The 23931-nt window shown below is 41.3% G+C and carries 21 protein-coding genes; 7 read left to right on the top strand and 14 right to left on the bottom strand.

The window, feature by feature from the left end; translation table 11 throughout:
• Nucleotide 1 precedes the first annotated feature (1 nt).
• The 6 genes from MKX35_RS15710 to MKX35_RS15685 form a co-directional block, all read right to left on the bottom strand.
• Nucleotides 2-460, bottom strand: coding sequence for an SMI1/KNR4 family protein (locus MKX35_RS15710; RefSeq protein ID WP_042189330.1), 459 nt, complete (start codon nucleotides 458-460; stop codon nucleotides 2-4).
• 62 nt (nucleotides 461-522) lie between these two features.
• Nucleotides 523-1089 carry a hypothetical protein gene (locus tag MKX35_RS15705; protein ID WP_076300596.1) on the bottom strand — a complete coding sequence of 189 codons (567 nt, stop codon included), beginning with the start codon at nucleotides 1087-1089 and terminating at the stop codon, nucleotides 523-525.
• Nucleotides 1090-1126: 37 nt separating this feature from the next.
• Nucleotides 1127-1876: a hypothetical protein gene (locus tag MKX35_RS15700; RefSeq protein WP_076300595.1), complete on the bottom strand. Its 750-nt coding sequence runs from the start codon at nucleotides 1874-1876 to the stop codon at nucleotides 1127-1129.
• 35 nt (nucleotides 1877-1911) lie between these two features.
• A complete protein-coding gene (locus tag MKX35_RS15695; RefSeq protein ID WP_076300594.1) occupies nucleotides 1912-2922 on the bottom strand; it encodes a hypothetical protein in 1011 nt (336 codons plus the stop codon).
• A gap of 12 nt (nucleotides 2923-2934) precedes the next feature.
• Entirely contained in the window at nucleotides 2935-3552 is a 618-nt protein-coding gene (locus MKX35_RS15690; protein ID WP_076300593.1) for a hypothetical protein, read from the bottom strand.
• Nucleotides 3553-3620: 68 nt separating this feature from the next.
• The gene (locus MKX35_RS15685; protein WP_076300592.1) at nucleotides 3621-4193 is read right to left on the bottom strand and encodes a hypothetical protein; all 573 of its coding nucleotides are present in this window, start codon (nucleotides 4191-4193) and stop codon (nucleotides 3621-3623) included.
• A gap of 340 nt (nucleotides 4194-4533) precedes the next feature.
• On the opposite strand from MKX35_RS15685, the gene MKX35_RS15680 reads away from it, so the two are divergent.
• From MKX35_RS15680 to MKX35_RS15665, 4 genes are all read left to right on the top strand, one after another.
• Nucleotides 4534-5241, top strand: coding sequence for a glycosyltransferase (locus MKX35_RS15680; RefSeq protein WP_076286234.1), 708 nt, complete (start codon nucleotides 4534-4536; stop codon nucleotides 5239-5241).
• A complete protein-coding gene (locus MKX35_RS15675; protein ID WP_076300591.1) occupies nucleotides 5238-5954 on the top strand; it encodes a glycosyltransferase in 717 nt (238 codons plus the stop codon). The genes MKX35_RS15680 and MKX35_RS15675 overlap by 4 nt, the downstream gene beginning before the upstream one ends.
• A 342-nt stretch (nucleotides 5955-6296) precedes the next feature.
• A complete protein-coding gene (locus tag MKX35_RS15670) occupies nucleotides 6297-6749 on the top strand; it encodes a MarR family winged helix-turn-helix transcriptional regulator (RefSeq protein ID WP_076300590.1) in 453 nt (150 codons plus the stop codon).
• Nucleotides 6750-6774: 25 nt separating this feature from the next.
• Nucleotides 6775-7293 carry a GNAT family N-acetyltransferase gene (locus tag MKX35_RS15665; protein ID WP_076300589.1) on the top strand — a complete coding sequence of 173 codons (519 nt, stop codon included), beginning with the start codon at nucleotides 6775-6777 and terminating at the stop codon, nucleotides 7291-7293.
• 93 nt (nucleotides 7294-7386) lie between these two features.
• Here MKX35_RS15665 and MKX35_RS15660 read toward each other — a convergent pair whose 3' ends face one another.
• The 7 genes from MKX35_RS15660 to MKX35_RS15630 all read right to left on the bottom strand — a co-directional run bounded on the left by MKX35_RS15660 (nucleotide 7387) and on the right by MKX35_RS15630 (nucleotide 17579).
• The gene (locus MKX35_RS15660) at nucleotides 7387-8679 is read right to left on the bottom strand and encodes a galactokinase (protein WP_076300588.1); all 1293 of its coding nucleotides are present in this window, start codon (nucleotides 8677-8679) and stop codon (nucleotides 7387-7389) included.
• 245 nt (nucleotides 8680-8924) lie between these two features.
• Nucleotides 8925-10532 carry an S-layer homology domain-containing protein gene (locus MKX35_RS15655; protein WP_179086740.1) on the bottom strand — a complete coding sequence of 536 codons (1608 nt, stop codon included), beginning with the start codon at nucleotides 10530-10532 and terminating at the stop codon, nucleotides 8925-8927.
• Between the two features lie 135 nt (nucleotides 10533-10667).
• On the bottom strand, nucleotides 10668-12269 hold the full coding sequence (locus MKX35_RS15650) for a hypothetical protein (protein ID WP_076300587.1): 1602 nt from the start codon (nucleotides 12267-12269) through the stop codon (nucleotides 10668-10670).
• The gene (locus MKX35_RS15645; protein WP_076300586.1) at nucleotides 12262-12975 is read right to left on the bottom strand and encodes an ABC transporter ATP-binding protein; all 714 of its coding nucleotides are present in this window, start codon (nucleotides 12973-12975) and stop codon (nucleotides 12262-12264) included. Before MKX35_RS15645 ends, MKX35_RS15650 begins: the two co-directional genes overlap by 8 nt.
• A 198-nt stretch (nucleotides 12976-13173) precedes the next feature.
• Nucleotides 13174-13953, bottom strand: a complete 780-nt coding sequence (locus MKX35_RS15640; RefSeq protein WP_076286239.1) for a sporulation protein — start codon at nucleotides 13951-13953, stop codon at nucleotides 13174-13176.
• A gap of 153 nt (nucleotides 13954-14106) precedes the next feature.
• Nucleotides 14107-15846 (bottom strand): ABC transporter ATP-binding protein, encoded by a 1740-nt coding sequence (locus tag MKX35_RS15635; RefSeq protein WP_076300585.1) that lies wholly within the window; start codon nucleotides 15844-15846, stop codon nucleotides 14107-14109.
• Nucleotides 15843-17579, bottom strand: a complete 1737-nt coding sequence (locus MKX35_RS15630; RefSeq protein WP_076300584.1) for an ABC transporter ATP-binding protein — start codon at nucleotides 17577-17579, stop codon at nucleotides 15843-15845. Before MKX35_RS15630 ends, MKX35_RS15635 begins: the two co-directional genes overlap by 4 nt.
• 151 nt (nucleotides 17580-17730) lie before the next feature.
• On the opposite strand from MKX35_RS15630, the gene MKX35_RS15625 reads away from it, so the two are divergent.
• The 3 genes from MKX35_RS15625 to MKX35_RS15615 all read left to right on the top strand — a co-directional run bounded on the left by MKX35_RS15625 (nucleotide 17731) and on the right by MKX35_RS15615 (nucleotide 20399).
• On the top strand, nucleotides 17731-18600 hold the full coding sequence (locus MKX35_RS15625; protein WP_076286242.1) for a LysR family transcriptional regulator: 870 nt from the start codon (nucleotides 17731-17733) through the stop codon (nucleotides 18598-18600).
• Nucleotides 18601-18729: 129 nt separating this feature from the next.
• Nucleotides 18730-19380, top strand: coding sequence for a class I mannose-6-phosphate isomerase (locus MKX35_RS15620; protein ID WP_076300583.1), 651 nt, complete (start codon nucleotides 18730-18732; stop codon nucleotides 19378-19380).
• Between the two features lie 140 nt (nucleotides 19381-19520).
• Entirely contained in the window at nucleotides 19521-20399 is an 879-nt protein-coding gene (locus MKX35_RS15615) for an ROK family protein (protein WP_076300582.1), read from the top strand.
• Nucleotides 20400-20505: 106 nt separating this feature from the next.
• Here the strand turns inward: MKX35_RS15615 and MKX35_RS15610 are convergent, their stop codons facing one another.
• Nucleotides 20506-23913 carry a glycoside hydrolase family 2 protein gene (locus tag MKX35_RS15610; RefSeq protein ID WP_076300581.1) on the bottom strand — a complete coding sequence of 1136 codons (3408 nt, stop codon included), beginning with the start codon at nucleotides 23911-23913 and terminating at the stop codon, nucleotides 20506-20508.
• Between the last annotated feature and the right edge of the window lie 18 nt (nucleotides 23914-23931).

Genomic DNA, 23931 nt, shown 5'->3' with positions numbered 1-23931 from the left:
TTTAAGAACGCTCGTCAATCAGCCGTTCTAGAAATTCCGCAAACGTTGAAGCATACTTGTCGATCAAATCATTCATGAGATCATAACACATGATCGGAAATTCCCCCTGTTTATCTCTAGTAGACGTATCAAAAAAATAAAGCTCGTCGCTATCCGGCACGAACAAGTCCAGTCTGTGGGGAAACCGACCTACCCACCATTCCTCGGCTTTATTCAGTCTATGTATGTAAAGAAGGTCGCCGTCGTAATACTCTCTATGTTCCGGAGCTGCGATCGCTAGAATGTTGCCGTCTCCCAACCGGGCATTACCGTAATGAACCAGCCACCAGCGATAAGATGGCGGCAGGCAGAATCCTAATTCCTCTTCAGCTTCTGCTATCCAGCTTTCTTCCGCACCATGGCCAGGAAACCATTTTAAAGCGGAGGTCGTTTTCAGTTTTTCTGCCAAACGCTCATACATAAGTTCGATCCCCTCTCCTTATACATGGGTTTATTGTAAGTTTTGGATATCTCTCCAATCTTCTACAAATGATATGGCGGCGCTTTTCCTGCTACAATGTTATCAGGATGAACGTCAGTTGGCTCATAGTCATTCATACGGAGAAGGATATACTCAATCTCTTCTAATGGCATCTGCAATTTTTGGCTGACTTCATAAAGACCCATGTCTTGCGAAAGTAGTTTCCGTGCTTGATTTAGCTTTCCATTTAGCCAATTGTTTTCAAGCATCCATTTTTTCACCAGATCCAGTAGTTGATTTTGAGTTTCCTTATCTGCATGCTTATTATATTTAGCGACTGACTCTGACAAATAGTTACAAAGGTGACTGCCTAATACCTCACGTTGCTCATGCTTGGACATCCGTTGGTACTGTTCATAACTTATGCTGATATCTAATTCGAGGGTATGATCCCTGCTATCAAAACGTCTGGATGTTGTTCGACCATAACTTTCAGGTAAAACACGCAATACAAAAAAGATATCATAGGGAAACTTCCATGTATTTGCTAATTCCTCTAAGGGCAGCAGCTCATCTCTCAATTGACCCACACACGTTCCATGTGTATCCAAAGTAAAAACTAGTTTCATACATACCTCCCTCTCCCACACTTAAGGAGTATCCGGATCATCTGTTATTTTCTGAGATCGCTTCGCAGCCTTTCGACAAGAGCCACTGCTCCATAACTTCAAACGCCTGCCCCGCATCCTGTTCATAGAAGACAGCCACCTCTTGCTGGTAGGCATAATTCAATCGTACATAGCCGCCCAGCTGCCGGTAGAACAGGAAACAAGCATAGGCATTCTCAATGGACAAATCCGGCGGAAATTCGTTTTGGCATAAGTCGGCCAGTTCGGGCAGCGTAAGCTGATCCTGTCCTTGTGGCAAACGCAAAAAGAGATGGCTCCGAGTGCCCGTCCACGGTTCATAGTAGATGCTCTCCCCTTGGCTGATTCCATACACCTGACGATATATTTCATCCAGCACCAAGGCGTACATCCCTTCGTCTTCCTGCTCCCGTGCCAGCAGGGAAATCGCCTTTACGTGCTCCGCATGCCGAGGTAGCCAGAGCAGCCTAGCTGTCTGGGGATGTACTGCCAGAAAATCACCGTCCACCGTTGTACCTATAACGATACACTCGCCGATCTGTTGCTCACTAATGGGGCTGTTTTCGTCATGCTCCCATAATCCGTACTCGGCAAAAGGTTTAAGCACCTCCGCATCGGGAAGCTGAACATTCAACCACCCTCTGTAAGTCCCTTCACCGAATCGCCGCAAAAACCGGAGGTAGCCCTGTGGATAAACAGTAACGTCTTCCTTCGCAAGTGCTTGGTTTTGGCCGTCAGATAGCGGTTTTGGCTGAGATACGATGTACATAAATACTCCTCCTGTTAACTGAACGATCCTACCTTTTATTGAAAACCCAATTTTGCTAAAGATTGTTGTATTTCCCGGTCTGCTTTACTTTTGAAAGTTGCAAACTCCACTGAAGATAAAGAATTCGGAAGTTTCTGATGGATAAAGGAATCAAAATCGATTGCCGTCTTGAGAATACGAAGCGTGTGCAGCAAAGGTAGTTGCTCCATTCCCGTCAAACGGGTTAAGCCTTTACAATTCCTAATAGAAAGTTCCTCCAGTGCCTTCATATCCTGGTTAAAGCTGATTTCCTTCAGTTGGATTTGATCCTCAATAACAAGTCTCTTCAGCGCTTGAAAGGCTGTAATATTGGTCAGGTCATGGAAGCCGCGGACTCTAGTAATCTCCAGGTTCTCGATTGTATTCTCTTCAATTTCATGAATGTGCTCCCGGCCTCCAAGCAAAATGCGAAGGTGCTCCAGCTTCCTCAGCCGGTTAATACAATGTAACGGCAGTTTGCTGATCGAATGCAGCGCGAGATAATTCAAGTTCTCCAGATAACCTATAGCATCAAGGTTTTTAACCTTACCCCCTACATGTAATTCCTCCAGATCAGAGAACTCTCTAAAATATTGCAGGTTGAGGGTCTTTTTATCCGAGATAATGTTTAATTTATTTAGAGAGTGCAACGTATCAATCCCCAAAATTTCCGAATTCTCCAGCTCGTATATGCCTATGCTCAAACTGCGCAGGTGATCCAGCTTCGCCAATGCTTCAGTGTTATGTGCCTGGGTGAGACTATCGAGGTGCAGCATTTTCACATGAGGAATCCGCAAGAGAGTATGACAATCAAAAGACAGCGAATAGTGGGCGTAGAAACGTACTCCGAAATCCTCATTCCAGCGCGCGCAAAGCTCATCCACTTCTTCCAATATGGAGCCATAAAAATCCGGGTGAGAAAATTGAATAATCACTTGGTTACCGTCGTGCAAATCCCGCTCGATCAGATCCCGGTCCAGCAGGGCAGGATTATTGATCAGAATTCTTTTTTTCCATATTTTCCGCATTGCTGAATCCTCCTATTTGCCACCCATCACAAGTCCATATTTATTGAAAATCCACGATTTGCTCAAATCTTGAATCGCACCATGGCTTATACGCACAGAAGGCTTTTGCTCCTTCATAGCATCTGCGTCATGCGCCGAGAAGCGAAGCGGCTTTGTCATTTTATTAATAGAGTCTTTTATTTCATCGAAAAACTTATATGTTAACGGCTTATGATCCCTGATATCCTCATAGATATAATACTTCCCGTTTTCATCTTCCAAATCCATTTGAAAGCCTTTAGGAAATGAAAGCAAGATACACGGCAATTCATCCTCTGCCCATTGTCCGTAATAGGGAAAATGGACACCTTCATTTCTCGCAAAAAATCCGGAGCCTTCATTATCAGACGCAACAGAAATGGAATAAACAAAGAATGGGTGACCATCATTCCTTTTTTCCTCTGCCGTAAAATAATGATAAAATGACTGATACGCCTCATACACCTGATTCTGGTCATGCTCTGTCTGGGCATAATTGGTTAGATAAAATTGCGCTTGCTTATGTTCAAAAAGCTTCAAAACGCTTTCAAACTCTTCCGGCCTTATGAAGAATCTAAGTTTATAAAATCCACTGTTCTTTAATCTATCCATTTCTTTTCTCTCACCGCCATGTTCTAAAGTGTCATCTCAGATGACCTTAGCCATTTGCTCATGTATTTTCAAAATTCATATTTCGCAAATCGTTCTTTGAGAGTTTCTTCGTGCGGGATCCACTCCCAATCGCTCCATAATGACATTCTTACGAGTTCTGACAGCTTATCTACGGCTTGTGCCGGACTCGTAATGCTAATGAAGTCGTCAAAATCCTCATTGCGGATATCCAACGCTTTCTGCAAATAGTCATCGTTAAGACGCTCTTCTTTGAGTTGTTCATATTCATCCCTCGTCCACTGTTCACAAAAGATTCTTTCGGCCTCAATATCTCCATTCTCGAACAACGACAACTCGAATATTTCCTCATTTATATATCCGGCGGTCATCACTGGCTCCTCGATAAGCCGAGACAGCGTTTTGCCGATCTTCTTCACCGTACCCCATACAAAATAATCATGGAGCACGCTGATCCAGTACTCGTTGCTTTTGCTTACGTACATGACAACATTGAACTCTTGAGCCTCATTATTTGGCTTGCCTAATACTGTGGCATGCCCTTCGCTTAGCTCTCTTAATGCTCCGACAGTCTTCTCAAGGTTGTTCGACTTGATATGCAAATTTGCGAATGATCTTCCCACGAGATGGCCTCCTCTAATCGCTTTCTTATTCAGACTAATTCTTATTTATATCCTATAGATTGTATCTAAGTATGTCTCTTATTTCCATTATAGTGATCATTTGTCCTGAGTCTTCCTACTTTTCACCTGAATTTTGAAAATGACCTTTACTAGGGAGAGATACTGTATTGTTGCTTCAAGCTGAGCTAGATCTCGATAACACAGTCATGACTGTGGTTTTGTGTTCTTTATAAAAATCCATATTTGCATCCCTGAGGTTAATATGCCGTTACTCTATTCTAACTTGGACATATCGTATTATGAGACTTTTTCCAAAAAAAGCATCTGAGGGGTTGGTTAGATGAAAGGTGTTTCTATTATTACCTGTACAAATCGTCAAAATTATTTAAACAACCTACTCCAAAATTACAACAGACAACGATATGCCCAAAAAGAACTCATCATTATTATCAATAACAATGCAATTCCACTTTCCCCCTACCAACACTTAGCTAAAAAATACAAAAACATAAAGATATTTCGTAAGCCAGAACATCAAACTCTGGGTTCATGCTTAAACTATGCCGTCACAAAATGCAAATATCATACCATCGCCAAATTCGATGACGACGATTATTATGCCCCTCATTATTTGACAGAAAGTATTCAGACATTAAATAGAACAAATGCTGATATTCTTGGAAAACGAGCTCATTATATGTATTTAAGTGGTTCAAAGACTTTAATCCTTCGTTTCGCGCATGACGAACATCGAACAGTTACCCATCTCCCAGGCGCTACACTCGTCTTCAAACGTAAAGTATTCGATCATGTGAAATTCCCTAATAAAAACGTGGGTGAAGATGATCTTTTTTGCAGCAGAAGTAGAAAGAAAGGTTATAAGGTTTATTCTGCGAGTAAGAATAACTTCGTAGCCATCCGTAGAAAAAACTCTTCAAAGCACACATGGATCATCAGTGATAGCACTTTAATAGCAAACCATAAGATCATCCGTAATATTAAAAATTACAAAGCATTTGTTGGACGCAGTCCAAAGATCAAATTATGAAACGGGCTACAGATTCCACTATATCTGCTGTATCTATTCTGACCTGTACGAAACGAGCTGACTGTATAAATACACTGTTTGATAACTATCGACGACAAAATTTTAATCTTAAAGAACTTATCGTAATCATAAATAATGATAGTTTGAAGATAGATGACTATACAGCTGCTGCAAAAAAACATAAGAATGTGTGGGTTTTTAAAGTACCGGAACATCATTCTCTCGGTTATTGTTTGAATTTTGGTGTGCAATTAGCGAATTATAGTTATATTGCAAAATTTGATGATGACGATTATTACGCTTCCAACTATTTAACTGATAGCATGCAAATACTCCATAAGACTAAAGCAGATATCGTTGGAAAACGGGCTCACTATATGTATTTGAATGATAAGAAGTTACTTTTGCTTCGTTACCTCCGAATGGAGAATAAATATGTAACCAATGTTCAAGGTGCGACCCTACTCATTAAACGCAAGGTGTTCGATCAGATTTCTTTTTCAAATCGGAACAGAGGTGAATGCGTTAAATTTTGTGCTGATTGCGCAGCTCATGGCTTTAAGATTTACGCAGGTAATAAGTATAACTTCGCTGCAATTCGTAGAAAAAACTCCAAAGATCACACCTGGATCGTCAGCGACAAGAAGCTTTTATCAAAAAGTGTTAAAGTTATTAAAGTAAAAAACTTCAAAAAATACGTCACTCGAAACTGAATTAATGAAATACGAAATGCAGACTTTGGCCAGATCGAGTTATTTGCTGATGTTACCGGACACTGTTCAATAACGAGAGACTACCATTTGTGCGGTAATAACCCAATAAAAAGACTGGATGGCAACATAACCATCTTGCTATCCAGTCTTTTTATAAGGGCTTCCAATCGTGAAATACCAAGAGTTAGTTTTATAAATTTCTAATACATAGAAGTCACGCTTCACTTTACTCACCTCGCTATTTTATTTATTTATTTTTTATTGCAAATGCAACAATTATGAGATAAGTTAATATATATTATTTATTGCATTTACAACAAAATACGCGCTAAGGAGTTATTTATGAAGGAAATCCTACGTGAAATTGGAATGATAGCTAGGGCATTAGATTCAATAAGCAATATAGAATTTGCAGAACATGACCTTACAAAAGGGCAATATTTGTACCTTGTTCGAATATGTGAAAACCCAGGAATAATTCAAGAAAAGTTAGCTGAGATGATAAAAGTAGATCGAACAACAGCTTCACGTGCAATTAAGAAATTAGAAATTAATGGATTTATTGAAAAGAAAGAAGACAATCAAAATAAAAAAATAAAAAAACTATTTCCTACAGAGAAAGGGGTTACTTTGTACCCATACATAAAAAGGGAAAACGATTATTCCAATAAGGTCGCATTATCTGGATTCTCCGAGAGTGAAGTAGAACATATTTCCACCATGCTGCAGAGAGTTAGAAAAAATGTAGAAAAAGACTGGGAGTTAGTCAAAAAAGGAAACAAAAGAGATTATTGACTTAGTAAACGGAGGACAAATAAAAATGACCATAAATATAAAAAAGTGTACGTTTGAAGATTTAGGGTTGCTCCAAGAAATCAGTGTTGAAACATTTAACGATACATTTCAGAATCAAAACTCACCTGCAATTATGAAAGCTTACTTAGATCGTGCTTTTAATTTGAAACAATTAGGAAAAGAATTATTAAATAATTGTTCGGAATTCTATTTTATTTTTTTGAATAAGGAAGTTGCTGGGTATTTAAAGCTAAACTTTAATGATGCCCAATCAGAAAAAATGGGTAATGATTCGCTTGAAATCGAGAGGATTTATATCAGGGGGAAATTTCATAAACGGGGACTAGGTAAATACCTGATGAATAAGGCATTAGACATAGCAAAAGATCAGAATAAAGAGAAGATTTGGTTAGGCGTTTGGGAAAAAAATGAGAATGCAATTAAATTCTATGAAAAAATGAATTTCGTTCAAACAGGGACTCACTCTTTCTATATGGGTAATGAAGAACAAATTGATTTTATAATGACTAAAACACTCATTTAATATTCTCATATTTCGTGAACCAGAACATCATCAGAAAAAAAATCGGCACCAAGTATATAGCTATATGCTAACTAGGTGCCGGCTGATAAACGCCTATAATAGATTTAAATTAATAGCACCATGTTTACGAATGCGGACAGGATAAATCTGCTCAACACCAAATGAGTGCATATATGCTTTATAGGAATCCGTATATTCTTTTGGCAATAAAGCCATTATAACTCCTGCAAAACCGCCTCCATGTACCCTGCAGGCTCCTGCCCCCTTCTCCTTGATAAACAGCTCAGTTAATGCCAAATATAGTGTCACACCCTGTTCAGTAGGAGTAGAGTTAGAATAGCAATTTTGCAGCCATTTCCAGGATGAGTTTCCAGATTCATTTACGAGTCTTATGAAGCTGTTTGCATTATCGTCTGTCAAAGCTTCTACTTGTTGATCAACTCGAATGTTTTCCTCATAGAAATGCAGTGCTCTCAATACAGCTCTATCTCCAACACTCTCTCTAAGTTTGTCCAGGTTGTCCAATATATCTTGCTTTTCTAAATCACGAAGCACATTTTTCCCAAGTTCTCGGGCAACAGCCTTCATTTCTGTTGGAATTGAGGAGTATTCTTCACTTAAATCTGCATGGTTTGCACCTGTGGGGACAATAAATAACTCATAACCTTTGTCAATGGATGAAAAATTTAATGTAGTGATCAGCGGAGCCTCGATGTTTTTAAAATCAATCGAAATTAGTCCCCCATATCCACAAGCAATTTGGTCGAGCAAACCCGATTGTTTGTTCCACTCTGAATTCTCTGCATATTGGCCTATCTTGGCACAGGTAACGACATCCATCTCGTTATTGTTGTAGAAGAAATTAATAATAGAACATATCAACATCTCAAAAGAAGCTGATGAGCTTACACCTGCTGCACTTATGACATCACTTGTGATACAAACATCAAAACCGCCTAATTTATAACCGTAACGTTCAAAACCGTCCAAAATCCCTTTAACTAAGGTATATGTTCCTGAAAGGTTAAGGCTATTCCCACTCGAATTTAAATCAATAATGAAGTCTTCGTTATAGGTAATGCTTTTTATACGAATAATATTTTGATCATTTTTCGCAGCCGCTCCAATACAATCCATGTTTATACTGGCAGCAATTACTTTACCTAGATTATGATCTGTATGATTGCCACTAATTTCACTGCGCCCTGGTGAGCTAAAGAGAAACACTTCGCCCTCTGCAATTTTTTTTACATATTCCTGAACCAAGGTTTTATATCTTTGCTTTTGATCGTTAATGATAGATGGAACATCACCATACAGACTTTCTAGTGTTCTTTGAAATTCTTTTGATTCGATCAGTTGAATTGTTTCTGTAATTGATGGCATCCTTTGAATTCCTCCATATGTATAATTGATCAAGAAGAATATAGCATTTATTAATTATTTCATACTAGTGAAAAATGTAACTTTTATATGGATGATTATGACTTATAATTCCTCAAATATATATATTTAGTGTATATGTTGCGTGCCAAGAGCTTTCACCGTAACGCGCGGTCGTTGCGCTGTGATAACTAAATAAAAAGACTGAATGCCATAGCAAGATAGCTATATGCATCCAGTCTTTCTTTTTAAAAGCTATAATCGTAAAATTTCTCTGCATTACTTACGCTAGACCATATATCTGCGCTTTCCCCACCTATATACCAATAAGCGATTCCGGCTAGATTGTTCTTAACGCTTAAATCGTATTTCGCTATTAAAGAACGGCCATCCTCAATCCAGATCGTGTGCTTTATGGACTGCTTCGAATAGTTGGCAACATATTGTCCTAAAGTCTCATTCCATACAGGTTTCATTCCATAGCTACTAATAATCTGATTTTGCTCCGGAAGCGAGATATACTTTGAAGATGAAACCGTACCATTCTGATTCAATGTCCAGTCCCGATTATATAAAGGCAGTGCCAATATAACCTTATGGCTGGGTACGTCCTTTAGTACAGTATCCACTGCATGTTGATCAAAAGGAATAGAAGCATTGGACCCTGGAAGCTTACTCCCGTCATAATGTTCGTCATAACCCATCATCACCATATAGTTCACTTGCTTACCTAGTGCAGCGTAGTCAAAAGCATCTGTCCAATCTGTTCCAAGATCAGGAGAGACGTCTATTGATAGCTTCGCGTTAAGAGCATGCATTTTCTCAGCTAATAATGTAATGAACGAGGTCAAATACTCACGATCGTCAGGCGCTACATTTTCAAAATCAATGTTTAGTCCATCTAATCTATATTTGCTCACTAAAGCTACTAATTGATTTACTGCAGTATTCCTTGTGGTTACACTCGACAACATTTGATGGGTCGCTTCTTGATCCGATCGATTGCCTACCATCGCCCATATTTTCTTATTATTCTTCTTTGCCCATGTGATCAGCGAAGTATCCGTTGAATCCGTTACTGCACCTGTTTTTCCTACATAATACCACCGTGGTGATAAGGTGTTAACGTTGGATTTCAGAACCGTATTCTCATATTGTGCCGTCGTCTGCCCATATTGCCAGCCTATAACGATTCGATCCTCCGGCTCATCATCGAGTTCTGCTGCCCAACTCTCATTTTGCAGCACTCGGTCAATGAGGACGGCCGTTTCCTGTCTAGTTATAGGATCAGAGGGGCGGAAATTCTTGCGATTATCCCCCTTCATCAAACCTAGATCATTTACAGTAGCAACAGCTGATCTTGCCCAGCTAGCAATCTTATTTCGATCATTGAACGAAGTTAGAACATGAGTATGGTTTGTTTGCTTTAAAGCTTTGGCCATCCATACAGCCGCTTCCTGCCTGGTAACTGCTTTTGCTGGCGTGAAAGTAGTTGCCGATGTGCCGTTAGCCAGCTCAAGCTGAACAGCTGCCTGTATCCAGCCGTAATACCAAGCTTTTTTAGCTACATCTGTATAAGAAGATACTGGACTGACTGCCGGATCAAGCTTTAGCAGACGGTCAAGAACCGTAATGAATTCCGCTCTAGTAATCGATTTAGTAGGTGAGAAGCTTGTCGCCGTTGTGCCGGTTAATATGTTGCGGTGATACAAATCTATAATTTCATTTTTAGCATAACTAGTATCTATATCCTTAAAAGGCGCCTCATCATCAGCCGATATATGTTGAATAAATACTCCAGCTACAAGCACTACTACAAGTATCGTAATTACAAATCTACCAAATCTATTGTTCACGAGATGATCCTCCTCGGATATAATCTTCGAATTATACCAAGGATAGAAGCTATAAACACTGCTAAAATATTGGTAGAGCGCAAAAAAAATAGGGCATCCCACTAGCCGTTACGACTTTTAGGATCCCCCTATGATTTAAAGAGCCCGAAATAAAAGCTCCCCTTTGGATTGAATATATCGATACATCGCACCACAAACCACTATTATTAGTAATCCAATCCCTAACAATACGAGATTGCCATTCAGATCAGATAGCAGCAGACTCATACCAAAAGGAATCAGTAAACTTATAAACCCTATCAACATCGCCACTAAGACGGATGCGCTTTGTTTGACTACCGATACTTCATTTGTCCACTCCAGTTTAGGTAACTTCAAATTAACGAGTACACCAGTCATTGCAGTAAGACAAGCATAAAGGACCGGAATAACCAATAATAGCAAACTTTCCACCCATCCCGTACCTAGGGATATCATAAGGAGCACACTACTTACAACCGCAATCGGCACGGTAATCGTAAGATTCACTGCAATTTTACTTAGCAATATCGTTAATGTCGGCACAGGTGCGCTTTTTAAGATCCAAATATTATTACCTTCGAGCGATATAGAACTGGATGTCGTACAGCTTAAAGTTACAAAAACGGAAACAAACAGTGGAGCCAGTCGATTCAGATAATTTGAAAGCTCTGGTATCTCAACGAGTTGTCCTAGTTGCTCTGCACTAACGAACAGTAAGGTGATCGCCAATACAAGTAACATTACCATGCCTATACTCGTGTTAAGTACATAGATAGAAGAACTAAAATAGCGACGCAGCTCTTTTTTATACAATGTATAAAGCGGTGAGGATACTGCAAGTGATTTCATTTGATATTTATTTTTTGAAAAAGAAGTCGTTAGACCTGTGTGGATCGCTTTATATTTGCTACCAAGCACGATGGTAAACAGCATAAAAGAAATCAGCGAAAACCCAATAAACAATACTAAGGAATCAAACTGAAACGAGCAAACCGCATTTACATACATAAGCGTCAAAGGATACAAGTTGTATATTTGATCAGCAATTTGAGCGCTCATATCCGCAAGTAATTGTGGATTGTTACCATTTATTTGACCTGAACCAACAATTATAGCAATAATTACAACAAAAGTTAGGATGAGCGTTATTATACGACTTCCTTTAAATCTTGAGGAAACCCAGCTGATCAGAGCACCAATAATCGTTGCAGCTATGATCGGCACTAATGGGATAAATAACAGTGTCATCAAAAAATACAAATAATATAGTACGCCGGGATTCACCTTTATAGCATAAACTATGCCTGCAGGTACCATCACCATCAAAGAGAAGAATAGGTTTAACACATAAAGCTGAGCCACCCGACTTGCTACAATATGACTCGTTTTGATTGGCAGCGACATTACGAGATCGTAGTCTTTGGAGCCAAATAATACACCACTAGCCTTATAGATCGTTGTAAAAAATCCGATTAAGCAAGTAACTGCCATCATTATCGCAAGCAGCAGCTCTGGCCGGCCAATCTGTTCAAGGGTCTCTGCTATCATATAGCTATAACCAAATGAAACCACAGCCATCATAACAATTCCAATTAGGATCCCGATGGTCAGCCACAGCATTTTTTGTCTTTCTTTCACATCACGTGTGTGCAAAGCTTTATTTAACCCAAAGGAAGAGATCAGCTGAATCTTCGTCAATCTCCAGATATTAATCATGCTTAATCAACTCCAAAAATACATCTTCAAGGCTGCTGTCACCCTTCACCTCTTCTGTTTTCCCATGCGTAATCAATTCTCCCGCTTTGATAATGGCAATCTTATTACAGAGCTTCTCCGCTACATCCAGTACATGCGTTGAAAAAAAGATCGCACTGCCCTGACTGCAAATCTCCGTCATGATTTTTTTAAGCGTGTGTGCCGCTTTTGGATCAAGTCCCACAAAGGGCTCATCCAGCACTAACAGCTTCGGTTTATGTATCAGTGCTGAGATGATCGCGAGCTTCTGCTTCATACCATGAGAATACGAGGAGATTAAATCCCCCAAATGAGATGTAATCTCAAATTCATCGCCATATTTCTTAATCAACAACTCCCGATCTGCTTTCGATACACTAAAAAGATCACCAATAAAATTCAAGTATTGAATGCCGGTCAGATGATCGTATAGATCTGGATTATCTGGAATATACGCAGTGATCGCTTTGCAGGCTAAAGGATCTTTTTTGATGGAATATCCACCTATTTCGATCTCCCCCTCTTCAAAATCAAGAACACCTACTACTGCCCGAATCGTCGTTGTTTTCCCCGCGCCGTTATGACCGATAAAGCCATAAATATCGCCTTTCTCGACCACTAAGTTCAAGTCATTCACTGCCTTCTTACCGCCCTTATAGCTCTTGGTAAAATGCTTTATTGTCAACATCTTGGCACTCCCTCTCCGTTCGTATTCGTATTAGTAACTTTCATCATGCAATCAATGCCTACCGTTTCATACATTGTTAGGATAGTTTTACTATAGTACGTTTATCCTGTCCATTTAGTTCATTCCTTCATATAAATAAATTTTTCTTTATAAAAACGAAAAAAGAGAGGGGCTCTCCCCTCTCTTTTATAATCCTGTTTATACGTATTTATGGATCGTTGCGAGCAGTTGATCAGCTACATAGTCAACTCCGTAAGCAAGTTGATTGTGATCAAAGCGTATTTTCACAAAGCTCTCATCTGTATCAAGCGCATCGGCGAACAAACCAGCTAAACCACGTGCCTTGCGATCAATCTGTAGGAGCAACTCAATTCCATCCTCATTTGGAAAGAAAACGATTTCTAATTCGTCTAGTTGATTCCGGAACTGTGAGGGGGGAACGAATTCAAATTCTTGAACAAAATCTAACCCATTGATCCTGCCGTAACGCGGTGCATATTCACAAGTCACTTCACGAATTTGGAACCCGAGCTGATTCATCGCATCCAAAATAATAGCACAATATGGATGAGGGCCTACTTGAAGATAATCCTGATCCTTCGGATCAATTGCCTCTTTAATATCAAGTCCGGTTTGAATCCAAACCGGCGATCTACCTAACGTCACTGGCGTTATCGCCGGAAGCTGGAATGAGACAGGAAATTCATAGACCTGCTCCGCCACTACTTTAAATTTACTTGCTAACAGGAATTTGGATACCGTCGCTTCCACTTCCATCTTCTTATCGTTCAGCTCTTTCAAGTAACGCGTCTTAACGAATGCGTAGACGTCATCGACCTCCTGATCCACTCGGCCACCTTGAATTCGAACGGAACCACTGATCGTATCACCTGCGTTCACGAAATCTTGATGGAGCATGAGATCTACTTTTGCCGCTCCAATTCCGGCACTCGCGAGCATTCGTTTAAACATTGACATTGTAATGAATTCCCTCCCTAATATTTGCATATTTAAGGATACGAAGGGAACCATCTGAGGTTTCATTTACGGGACAGTAAATGCCATGCTACTGACAAAAAAGAAGCATCCTCACCCAAAATAGGGTCGAATACTTCTTTTTATTCACAAAGTCTACGCTGAGGCGAACTGACTGTTATATAATCTGGCGTAATATCCACCGCTGGCTAGGAGTTGATCATGCGTACCACTCTCCACAATGTCTCCATCCTTCATGAAAAGAATGAGATCCGACTCCCGAATCGTTGACAATCGGTGGGCAATCACAAAGCTGGTCCGACCAGCGATCATAGTCAGAAAAGCTTTTTGAATCCGTACCTCAGTTAATGTATCAATACTGCTTGTAGCCTCGTCTAAGATGAGCATAGGCGGATCTACAAGCATTACTCGTGCAATGGTAAGCAGCTGCTTCTGTCCTTGGGAGAGATTATCCCCTGAGCCACTGATCTTCGTATCATACCCTTCAGGCAGACGTTTAATGAAGCTATGAGCATTAGCAGCTTTAGCAGCAGCGATGACTTCCTCCTCTGTAGCCCCAGGTTTTCCGTAAGCAATATTATCTCTGATCGTGCCCCCAAAGAGCCAAGTATCCTGCAACACCATCCCAAAATTACGTCGCAGACTGTCACGCGTAATGGTCTTAATATCCACACCATCAATCTTGATGGACCCACGGTCCACATCGTAGAAACGCATGAGCAGGTTTACTAGCGTCGTCTTCCCTGCTCCAGTCTGACCTACAATCGCAACTCGGGTACCGGGCTTCACTTCTAGACTGAAATCGTTAATCAAGGGACGTTCTGGATTATAAGCAAAGGATACTTTTTCGAAGGTAATGGTTCCTTGACTTGTACTCATGATTTTGGCGCCCTTAGAATCAGCGGGTTCTGGTGTTAGATCGAGAATGGCGAAGATCCGCTGCGCAGAGGCAGTTGCCGATTGAAGCTGTGTAATCACACCTGTTATTTCATTAAACGGCTTAGCGAACAAGTTGGAGAAGATCAAGAAACTGGACAGATCCCCTACCGTGAAATGACCCCGAATTACCATAACACTACCGATCATAGCTATAACTGAGAACGTAACGTTATTTACTAGCCGCGTTGTCGGATTGGATAAGGAGCCATAAAATTGTGACTTCACACCGGTCTGATATAATGTCTCGTTTTGTTCTTCAAACTGAGACATTGCACGTTCTTCATAATGATAAGCGGTGACTACTTTTTGCCCACCGATCATTTCCTCCACATAGCCATTGAGACCACCGAGAATCTTCGCCTGCTCTTTAAACATCTTTTGAGATCGCATCGTAATAAATCTGGCCACAAAAAAGGTGGCGGGTGCTGACAGAAGAACTACTAAGGTCATCAGAGGACTGATGTACAACATAAGCACAATTGCCCCTACAATGGTGATGATCCCTGTAAGCAGTGTGGAGAAACCTTGCAGCAGTCCATCAGAGACAGCATCCATATCGTTAACAAACCGGCTGATACTGTCTCCTTGCGGGTGGTTGTCGTGAAATTTTAAAGGCAAAACATTTAATTTATCAAAAAGCTCCCGCCGTAAGTCATATACAGTCCGGTAGGCGATTCGATTCGTCAGATAGGTAAGGAGCCATCCAAAAAAGCTGCCGACAATATATACCGCTGCCAGAATCAAAAGCAGTCTAAGTACGGCGTCAAAATCCACCTCTCCCGGTCCGATCATAAAATCAATGGCTTTACCGATAAGTAGTGGTCCGATTAGACTGGCGATCACACTGAGTAACGCGCATATAACTGCCCCAATAGCTATTTTTCTATAATGTCCTGTATATACAATTAGTCTTTTCCAAATGTTGTTTTTGTTCATTGGCCCGACTCCTCACTCGATAGCTGGGACAGGCAGATTTCTTTGTACACTTCACAACCACGCATCAGCTCCTCATGGGTTCCGATACCGGCGATCCGCCCTTCCTCAAATACCATAATTTTATCCGCTTGCCTTACAGTGCTCACCCTCTGCGAGACAACGAGTACGGTCATTTGCTGGCTGCTCTCTTTGAGCGCTTTACGTAGAGCCGCATCAGTAGCGAAATCTAGCGCACTGGAGGAGTCATCCAGAATTAGAATCGACGGCTTACCTACCACTGCACGAGCTATGGTCAAGCGCTGCTTTTGCCCCCCGGATAAATTAAGTCCGCCACGTGATACCTGAGTATTCAATCCTTCTGGCAATTTACGAATAAACTCTTCCGCCTGAGCAACAGAGGCTGCTTGCATGATTTCTTCCTCGTTTGCGTCTTCCTTACCCCAACGAATATTCTCAGCGATTGTTCCAGTAAACAACACTGCTTTTTGCGGCACAATCCCTATTTTCTCACGAAGCTGATGCAGCTTATAATCTCTGACATTCACTCCATCCACTTTAACTTCACCTTGCACTGCATCATAAAAACGTGGAATTAAGTTCACGAAAGTAGATTTACCAGAACCCGTACTGCCAATCAGCCCCACAGTTTCTCCGCGGTTAATGACTACCGAAATATCCTCTAATGCCAATTCTCCTGTTGTATTATAACCAAACGATACATGATCGAATGATATGGCAGGAGCGGTATGATCAGGTTCAGTCATCACAACATTCCCGTCCTCGGACACGGATGCTTTGACACTCAGCACTTCATTCACACGATTGGCAGAAGATGAGGCTTTTGTAAAAATAATGACCAAGTTGGAGACCACTATAAGTGCCAGCAAGATTTGAGTGACGTAATTGATAAAGGCAATGATCTCACCTTGAGACAATCGCCCCCCATCAATGTGAATTCCACCTACCCATAAAATAGCTATGATCGCCGCGTTTACTACAAGTGTCGTCATAGGTCCAAGTAAAGCGGAAATCCGCGAGACCCGGATCGCTGTAGTGGTTAAATCCTCAGATGAGGCATCAAAACGTTCTTTTTCCGTACGTCTCTTCGCAAAAGCACGAATGACTCGTATCCCCGACAAATTCTCACTAAGAACGAGCGCAAGGGCATCCAGCTTCTGCTGGTATTTTCGATACAAAGGTGCACTTCGAGTGATAATAAAATATAATATAATGCCAAAAATCGGCGTTGCCGCTATTAAAATCAGCGATAATCTAAAATCCAAAATCATGGACATTATGATAGCCCCGATGCAGATAAACGGCGCACGAATAACCAGGCGAATCAGCATAGCCACTGCAATCTGCAGCTGGTTTACGTCATTGGTAATTCTGTTAATCAGCGTAGGCGTACCGAACGTATCCAGCTCAGCGTACGATAAAGATGTAATATGTTTGAACATTTTATTACGAAGCGTCGTGCCGAATCCCTGAGATGCTCGTGCTGCATAGTATTGGCACACCATGGAGCAACCGAAGCCAAGCAGAGACATCAGCACCATCAGGCCACCCATACGGTATACATAAGCACTGTCATGATTTCCTACCCCGTTATTGATGATTAACGCGACAATGGTAGGCAAAATCAGCTCCAGAATCGCTTCCATCAGCTTGAAGATTGGACCGATGATGGCTTCTTTTTTGTACGGTTTTAAATAGACTGCAATTTTAAACAACGTCATCCACACCCAACATAAGAAGTATTTAAGCACTTGAAATATGTATAATAACAGTTATGATTATGGCATATCTACTCACATATTAATAATATTTGATTCGTATCGCTCCCATACGATTAACATATCTCAAGTTCGGAGGATTCTTTTTATGGATATTAGACAGCTTAAATATTTTATGGCTATCGCTGAGGAAGGGCAGATTACTTCTGCAGCCAGAAAGCTGCAAATGGCTCAGCCTCCGCTCAGTCAGCAGCTTAAGCTGCTTGAGGAAGAACTAGGCGTCAAGCTTGTAGATCGAGGTCCGCGCAGTGTACAACTTACCGAAGCAGGAGCCATTTTGCGTGACCGGGCTCAACAAATTCTGGAGCTGGCTGATTCCACTGCCCGGGAGCTCAATGATTTTGTCAAAGGCTTAAAAGGAACTCTTGCCATTGGCACTGTCTCTTCCTCAGGAGCGACCCTGCTCCAAGATCGACTATGTGAGTTTCACAAAACGTATCAAGGCGTTAAATTTGAAATCCATGAAGGGAATACCTTCAGAATCATCGACCTTTTGAACAAGGGCATTGTAGAGATTGGCATTGTCCGGACACCCTTTAATGCTACAAATTTAGAATGTCTTTACACACAAGCTGAGCCTATGATTGCCGTAATGACTCCAGAGTATGACTGGAAAACAGATGAAAACTTCGTTGAGATCGGTGAGTTAAAAGATAAGCCGCTCATTATCTACCGCCGTTTTGAGCAGCTTATCCGGGAAACCTGTCTTGAGAATGGTTTTGATCCGCTAATTTTCTGTATGAATGATGATGCGCGAACAACACTGCTCTGGGCAAATGCTGGTCTCGGCATCGGAATTATCCCCAAATCCGCTTTCGAATTAACGAGTAATCGTAATTTGATTTATAAAGAAATCAGTAGTGAGTCGCTTCGCACGCGGGTCGCCGCCGTCTGGATCAAAGATAAATACTTATCATCACTAGCTTCCAAGTTTATTGAAAGCTTTAAGAATGGTTAAACAACAGGCATGTTACTATATATGTAGCGATCGCACCGAAGAACTCTATTATTCTATGAGTATCTTGCCATTCTCGGCGAACGCAACGTTCAATTATACGGAGATTACTTCCCGATTCGCTTCGACTACTTGGATACGATAGAGGGTGACAATTTATCTTGCCAAGTCCATCCTAAGCAATCGTATATTCGAAGTGAATTTAATGAATTTATGGAGCAGCAAGAATCCTATTACATTATGGAGAAGCAAGGAACATCCCATGTCTATTTGGGATTAACGGATACTTGCACCGAAGAAAATTTCTATCAAGCGGTGAAGGCAGCGCAGGAAACGGCTATTCCTATCCCATTAAAAGACTATGTAAACGAGTTTGAAGCTGAAAAAGGCGACCTATTCCTCATTCCAACAGGTACAATGCATGCATCAGGAAAAAATAATCTTGTCCTCGAGATTTCATCAACAACATGGTGGTTTACGTTTAAAATCTATGATTTCTTGGCGCAAGGAATGGATGGTAAACCTCGTCCGATTAATATTGATCACGCCTTTCCGAATATTGATTTCTATAAGAAAACAGCGTGGGTGCAGGAGAATTTAATCGCTAAGCCCGTACTATTACAATCCCAAGGTCGCAACGAAATGGTGGAACTTGGTCAACGAGAGGATCTACTTTTCTATGTACACCGATTACATTTAACTGATAAATGGGAAGATCATACGGATCACCAAATGGTCATGTTCAATCTCGTAGAAGGTGAGAATTATATCCTGCGACAATGAATCCGTCTCAGTCGAATTCCGGTATGCGGAGTCCTATATCCTGCCTGCTGCATTCGGTGCCTATCTAGTTGAGAATTTAGGTAGCCAGCCTTGTACGCTCATAAAAACTGTGGTATCCAAATCTTGGGATGTGAGCTTCCTTGAAGACTAAATTCGTTATCGCACTCGACGTTGGCGGGACCTTTATCAAGTCCAGTCTCGTCATGAATGGCTGCTCCATTCAAGCTTCTCAATTCCAAGTCCCTTCGCTTGCAAGTGAGGATGCCAGCACTACGCTCCAGCAATTCATGACGATCATGCAATACCAATATATGTTTGGAACAACATTATCGAACGATTTATCTGCTGCAGTGTGGCATATCGGAATTGCATTTCCCGGGCCATTTGATTATGAGCAAGGAATCTCCTATATCCAAGGTTTATGCAAGTTTGAATCGCTTTACGGTATGAATCTCAAGAAGATTATTCGTAGCTTGTTGGAAGCAAATAATGATCAGCCATGGGCAGCAGCACTCGTTCATGCACCTATTCGTTTCGAGAATGATACTAAGCTTTTCGCGCTAGGGATCAGTACCTTATTTCCACAAGAACGTTTTATCTCTTTAACACTCGGCACAGGGCTGGGCTCTGCTTTCATTGATCAAGGAAAAATCCGAATTGAGGGTGAGGGAGTTCCTGGTAATGGAGAGCTCTATGATAAGCCTTATCGCCATACAATGATCGATGAAGTGTTCTCCCGTCCTGGTATTCTACATGCCGCACAGGAACGTGGATTTTGGATAGAAGGCATGGATGTGAAGGAGCTCGCTGATCTGGCAAGACAGGGAAACCTCGCCTATCAACAAGTATTCGAAGAATTTGGTTCGTGTCTAGCTGAGATGCTTGATCCCTATATCGTGGGCTTTGGAGCACAGCGACTCGTGCTTGGCGGACAAATCGCGAAAAGTTTTGATGTATTTGGACCTGCGCTCGAACAGGGACTACTACCACATCATCTATCTATCTATTTATACATCTGAGCATGTTATAGAGAATACGTTCAAAGGTATTGATCAATTATTCTCATAAAAGACAGAAGGTCGGCTACCCATTATTTGAGTAGCCGACCTTTCACACCTCCATACGCTATTTACCGTACTCTATAATCATTTGAGGATTATTAGTCATTCTGATCGTAGTCATTTGCGAATAACCTGATTCAATACGGATCGGTTCTCCGCAATAATTCCCCCAGCCTAACGCTGGGTAGTACCAGCCTTGATTGATAATAAGCTGTGCTTTGATTTTTGCAGGAATGGTATCATTCAGAATTTCGAATGCCTCGATGACAACTTCCGCTCCCTCGTAATCGACGGGGACTTCAATGGTAATCTTATGGTGAGCAAGTGGAAGTTCTCTGCAAGTAAATCGTTGTTGGTACAGTGGCATACCAATATCACTATGTGTACCAATGATGTGCTTGGGCTGATCATCTACGTGAACATGCATCGTTCCACCGGTTTTATGTTTCTTATACATGAACTGAACGCCTGTACCGTAAAATGAGAATTCAATGGTAGATCCCGGAGTATTCGAATGCCACACCGTACCTTTGATACCTTTTGAATCTTGTAGGTGCTGCCATTCGCCCTTATAGGTTAATGAATCGGTATCCGCATCGCTAACTAGTGTAGGCGGTTGATACATATAAGCTATTCGAGCAGCCTCGTTTCCGTTTGATTCTACGCGTAGAGTGGCGTCCGTATCTGCTAGACCAACAGCATAGAAGTGAATATACTCTCGCATCGTTTGGAAATCATTAGTAACTAATCCTTTAGTAGAATCGTCTTTAAGTTCCAAGTAATAGTTGCGCATATCGTCCTTCCATTCCCACGCAGGTTGCTCTCCGTAAATGTCTGGTTGTTCATCACTAGCTTCACGAACCCGGTTGGCACGGCCGGTAAGTCTCCCTATATGATGCTCAGGATAAACACTGAATCGTCCTGATTTTTGCCATTCCACATAATCGATGTGCTCAGGCATATCAAATGCAACGCCAAGTTCTTGCATTTCAAGCTCACGTTCAACATTGTCCAGCGTATAGCGAATTTCAACTTTACCACTTGCGAACAGCTTCTGAACAAATAAAACTTTTATGCCTAGTGTGTATTGACCAGTAGTTGTGACTACAATCTGCTGGTCATTCTCGCAAGTTTCTACATGAATGGAACCTGGAATCCAATGACCAAGATCGACACCGGTCAAATTCAAATGCGGTCCACCTGTAAGTATGACTCGGTTTTGGAAAGTTGCTTGAGTGAGCATCGCTGATTCTTTGCAATATGTGAAAGAAACCATGTTGTTACGAATGATATATTGCTCATCCGTTTCTTCGACCTTTAATGCTTCATACTCGGCATCACAGAATATGAACTGTCTTGTTGCAATTGGGAGCAGATATTCATCTACGACAATGCCATCCGATGTTTGGAACTGTAAATGTATGCGCTCTCGATCGCTCCAATCTCGTGCTGGGAGTTCGAGTTGCCCACTTGAGTATGGCTTAATATCAGGTCCATAGAAAGACGGTTGGGCAATAATTTGCCCATCCACGTGAATGCTGTAGCCAATGTTCACTTCATTCAGGTTAGTGTGATTGAACCAGTTACTAATTGAGATGATGAGTGGGGCATATCCTGGATTCCCAACGGTGCCTTCCTTAATCCGAATTGGGGAGTAGGCTTTCTTAGTCATCCAATACTCAGGCTTATGTCTGCGCCAGACATCACTCATATTCCCCCATTCTCCGTATCCTACGGCAGTACCAATTGAATGCTGTTGATGTCGTTCGGGGACACCATCAGGCAGGAAGAATATATCATCAATATTAGCCCACAATGCACCACCAAGCGCACCATGCGTATTGACAATCTTCTCCCATATCTTATATACACTCTCTCCCCAGAAGTTGCGTACGTTATTGTCTCGTTCAAGTTCCTCGATGTTATAGCAAGCGATATGTGCATATTCATCATGAATAACAGGAGAAGAATAGTTAATTACGATATCTTTCTCAGACACCCCATAAGTAACTAAGTGGTAATCCATATCATTTGTATAATCAATATAATGTGCGCTGTAAATATCGGTTGTACTGCCATCCTCAACTAAGAACGGATAACTGAATTTAGTTGGCCGAGTCGTCTCCTCTTGCTGAACGTACTGCAGCTGTCTTCTGAATTTATCCCCTTCCTCATTAGCGCGCCAGCCACTCTCATTAGCTAAGGACCATATTATGACGCTAGGATGAGAACGATCACGTTCTATCATTTCTGCTAATTGATTCATATACCATGGTTCGTCATCCCGCCATGGTCCAGGTCCATTTGCATACTGAAAGTTAACGGCTGTTTCTTCCTCTACATACATGCCAAGCGCATCGCATGCCGCAAGAAACTCCTCCGACGGTGGATAGTGAGAGGTTCGTACGTAGTTAACATTTTGCTCTCGTAGCAATATGACATCCTGTATATCCATTTCTGGTGTTGTTGTTCTACCGAGCTTTGGATGGATACTATGGCGGCATGTGCCCCTTAATTTAATTCGTTCTCCATTAATGTAGACTTCTTTCGGATCCGTCCCGTTCTTTCCTGCGAAGCTGATTTGTCTGAATCCAACCTGTACTTCAGCTTGCTCGATCAATTGAAGCTCATCGTCAAATAACTTGGCTTGTAGGGTGTATAGATAGGGCTGCTCAGCATTCCATTTCTTTGGTTGTTGAATGTTGAACGATATATCGAGGTGTTGTTGCTCAGGCTCAAAAACGATAGAATGCTCTTCAAGTGGTACGAGGGCTTGTTGTTGGTCTGTTAGCTCAAGTTGAACATAAACAACTTTAGCTTGATGGAGTGCGGCACCTAGTGATACCTGCAAAAACGCATTATTGTAAGCGGTGTCAAATTCAATGTCATAATGAAATCTAGTAAGATGCGTCTTAGGTACTGCAATAAGCTCTATCGATCTTAGAATCCCACCAATATTATGATGAGCGTATTTGCTACCAATTGAAGGGTCCCATATGTCATCGATGAATTCAACGACGATAGTAGTAGCTTGCCCAGCGCGGATCTGATCCGTAATATCACAATCCCATGTCGTAAATCCACCCTGATGATCACGGTTATACAAACCGTTTATCCATACTTTAGCTTTGGAATATATACCATGGAACCTTAATATTACATGCTTTCCATCGTAATCTTCTGGAATCACAAAAGAAGTTTTGTAGTAGTAAGGAGTGTCATTCTCGATATTAAAGCCTTGCATTACGACTTCACCAGGAACAATGATTTCATGCCAATCATAAGAATCGAGATTTTGTGCCTCAATATGGTCCATTGAGAGTGTATTCATACTGAAATACCATTGATTCTCAAGACATGTATTGAGACATATCACCGGATCTTTCGTGCCCGAAGTATAGGTAGGCTTCGTAATTATTCTAGGTCTTTTCCATGCTGTCGAATTGTTTAGTACTGATGTTGCTATGATCATGCTAATTCAACCTCCGAG

Source organism: Paenibacillus sp. FSL R5-0923, from assembly GCF_038009145.1.
In the GTDB taxonomy this organism is placed as follows: Bacteria; Bacillota; Bacilli; order Paenibacillales; family Paenibacillaceae; genus Paenibacillus_AQ.
This window is presented reverse-complemented; position numbering and strand designations above follow the sequence as displayed.

Bases quoted from the DNA above. Each gene is read 5' to 3' on its own strand.
- MKX35_RS15640 (WP_076286239.1), bottom strand. From the start codon at position 13,953: ATGTCAATGTTTAAACGAATGCTCGCGAGTGCCGGAATTGGAGCGGCA.
- MKX35_RS15625 (WP_076286242.1), top strand. From the start codon at position 17,731: ATGGATATTAGACAGCTTAAATATTTTATGGCTATCGCTGAGGAAGGG.
- MKX35_RS15690 (WP_076300593.1), bottom strand. From the start codon at position 3,552: ATGGATAGATTAAAGAACAGTGGATTTTATAAACTTAGATTCTTCATA.
- MKX35_RS15710 (WP_042189330.1), bottom strand. From the start codon at position 460: ATGTATGAGCGTTTGGCAGAAAAACTGAAAACGACCTCCGCTTTAAAA.
- MKX35_RS15700 (WP_076300595.1), bottom strand. From the start codon at position 1,876: ATGTACATCGTATCTCAGCCAAAACCGCTATCTGACGGCCAAAACCAA.
- MKX35_RS15650 (WP_076300587.1), bottom strand. From the start codon at position 12,269: ATGATTAATATCTGGAGATTGACGAAGATTCAGCTGATCTCTTCCTTT.
- MKX35_RS15675 (WP_076300591.1), top strand. From the start codon at position 5,238: ATGAAACGGGCTACAGATTCCACTATATCTGCTGTATCTATTCTGACC.
- MKX35_RS15610 (WP_076300581.1), bottom strand. From the start codon at position 23,913: ATGATCATAGCAACATCAGTACTAAACAATTCGACAGCATGGAAAAGA.
- MKX35_RS15695 (WP_076300594.1), bottom strand. From the start codon at position 2,922: ATGCGGAAAATATGGAAAAAAAGAATTCTGATCAATAATCCTGCCCTG.
- MKX35_RS15670 (WP_076300590.1), top strand. From the start codon at position 6,297: ATGAAGGAAATCCTACGTGAAATTGGAATGATAGCTAGGGCATTAGAT.
- MKX35_RS15705 (WP_076300596.1), bottom strand. From the start codon at position 1,089: ATGAAACTAGTTTTTACTTTGGATACACATGGAACGTGTGTGGGTCAA.
- MKX35_RS15635 (WP_076300585.1), bottom strand. From the start codon at position 15,846: ATGAACAAAAACAACATTTGGAAAAGACTAATTGTATATACAGGACAT.
- MKX35_RS15645 (WP_076300586.1), bottom strand. From the start codon at position 12,975: ATGTTGACAATAAAGCATTTTACCAAGAGCTATAAGGGCGGTAAGAAG.
- MKX35_RS15660 (WP_076300588.1), bottom strand. From the start codon at position 8,679: ATGCCATCAATTACAGAAACAATTCAACTGATCGAATCAAAAGAATTT.
- MKX35_RS15665 (WP_076300589.1), top strand. From the start codon at position 6,775: ATGACCATAAATATAAAAAAGTGTACGTTTGAAGATTTAGGGTTGCTC.
- MKX35_RS15680 (WP_076286234.1), top strand. From the start codon at position 4,534: ATGAAAGGTGTTTCTATTATTACCTGTACAAATCGTCAAAATTATTTA.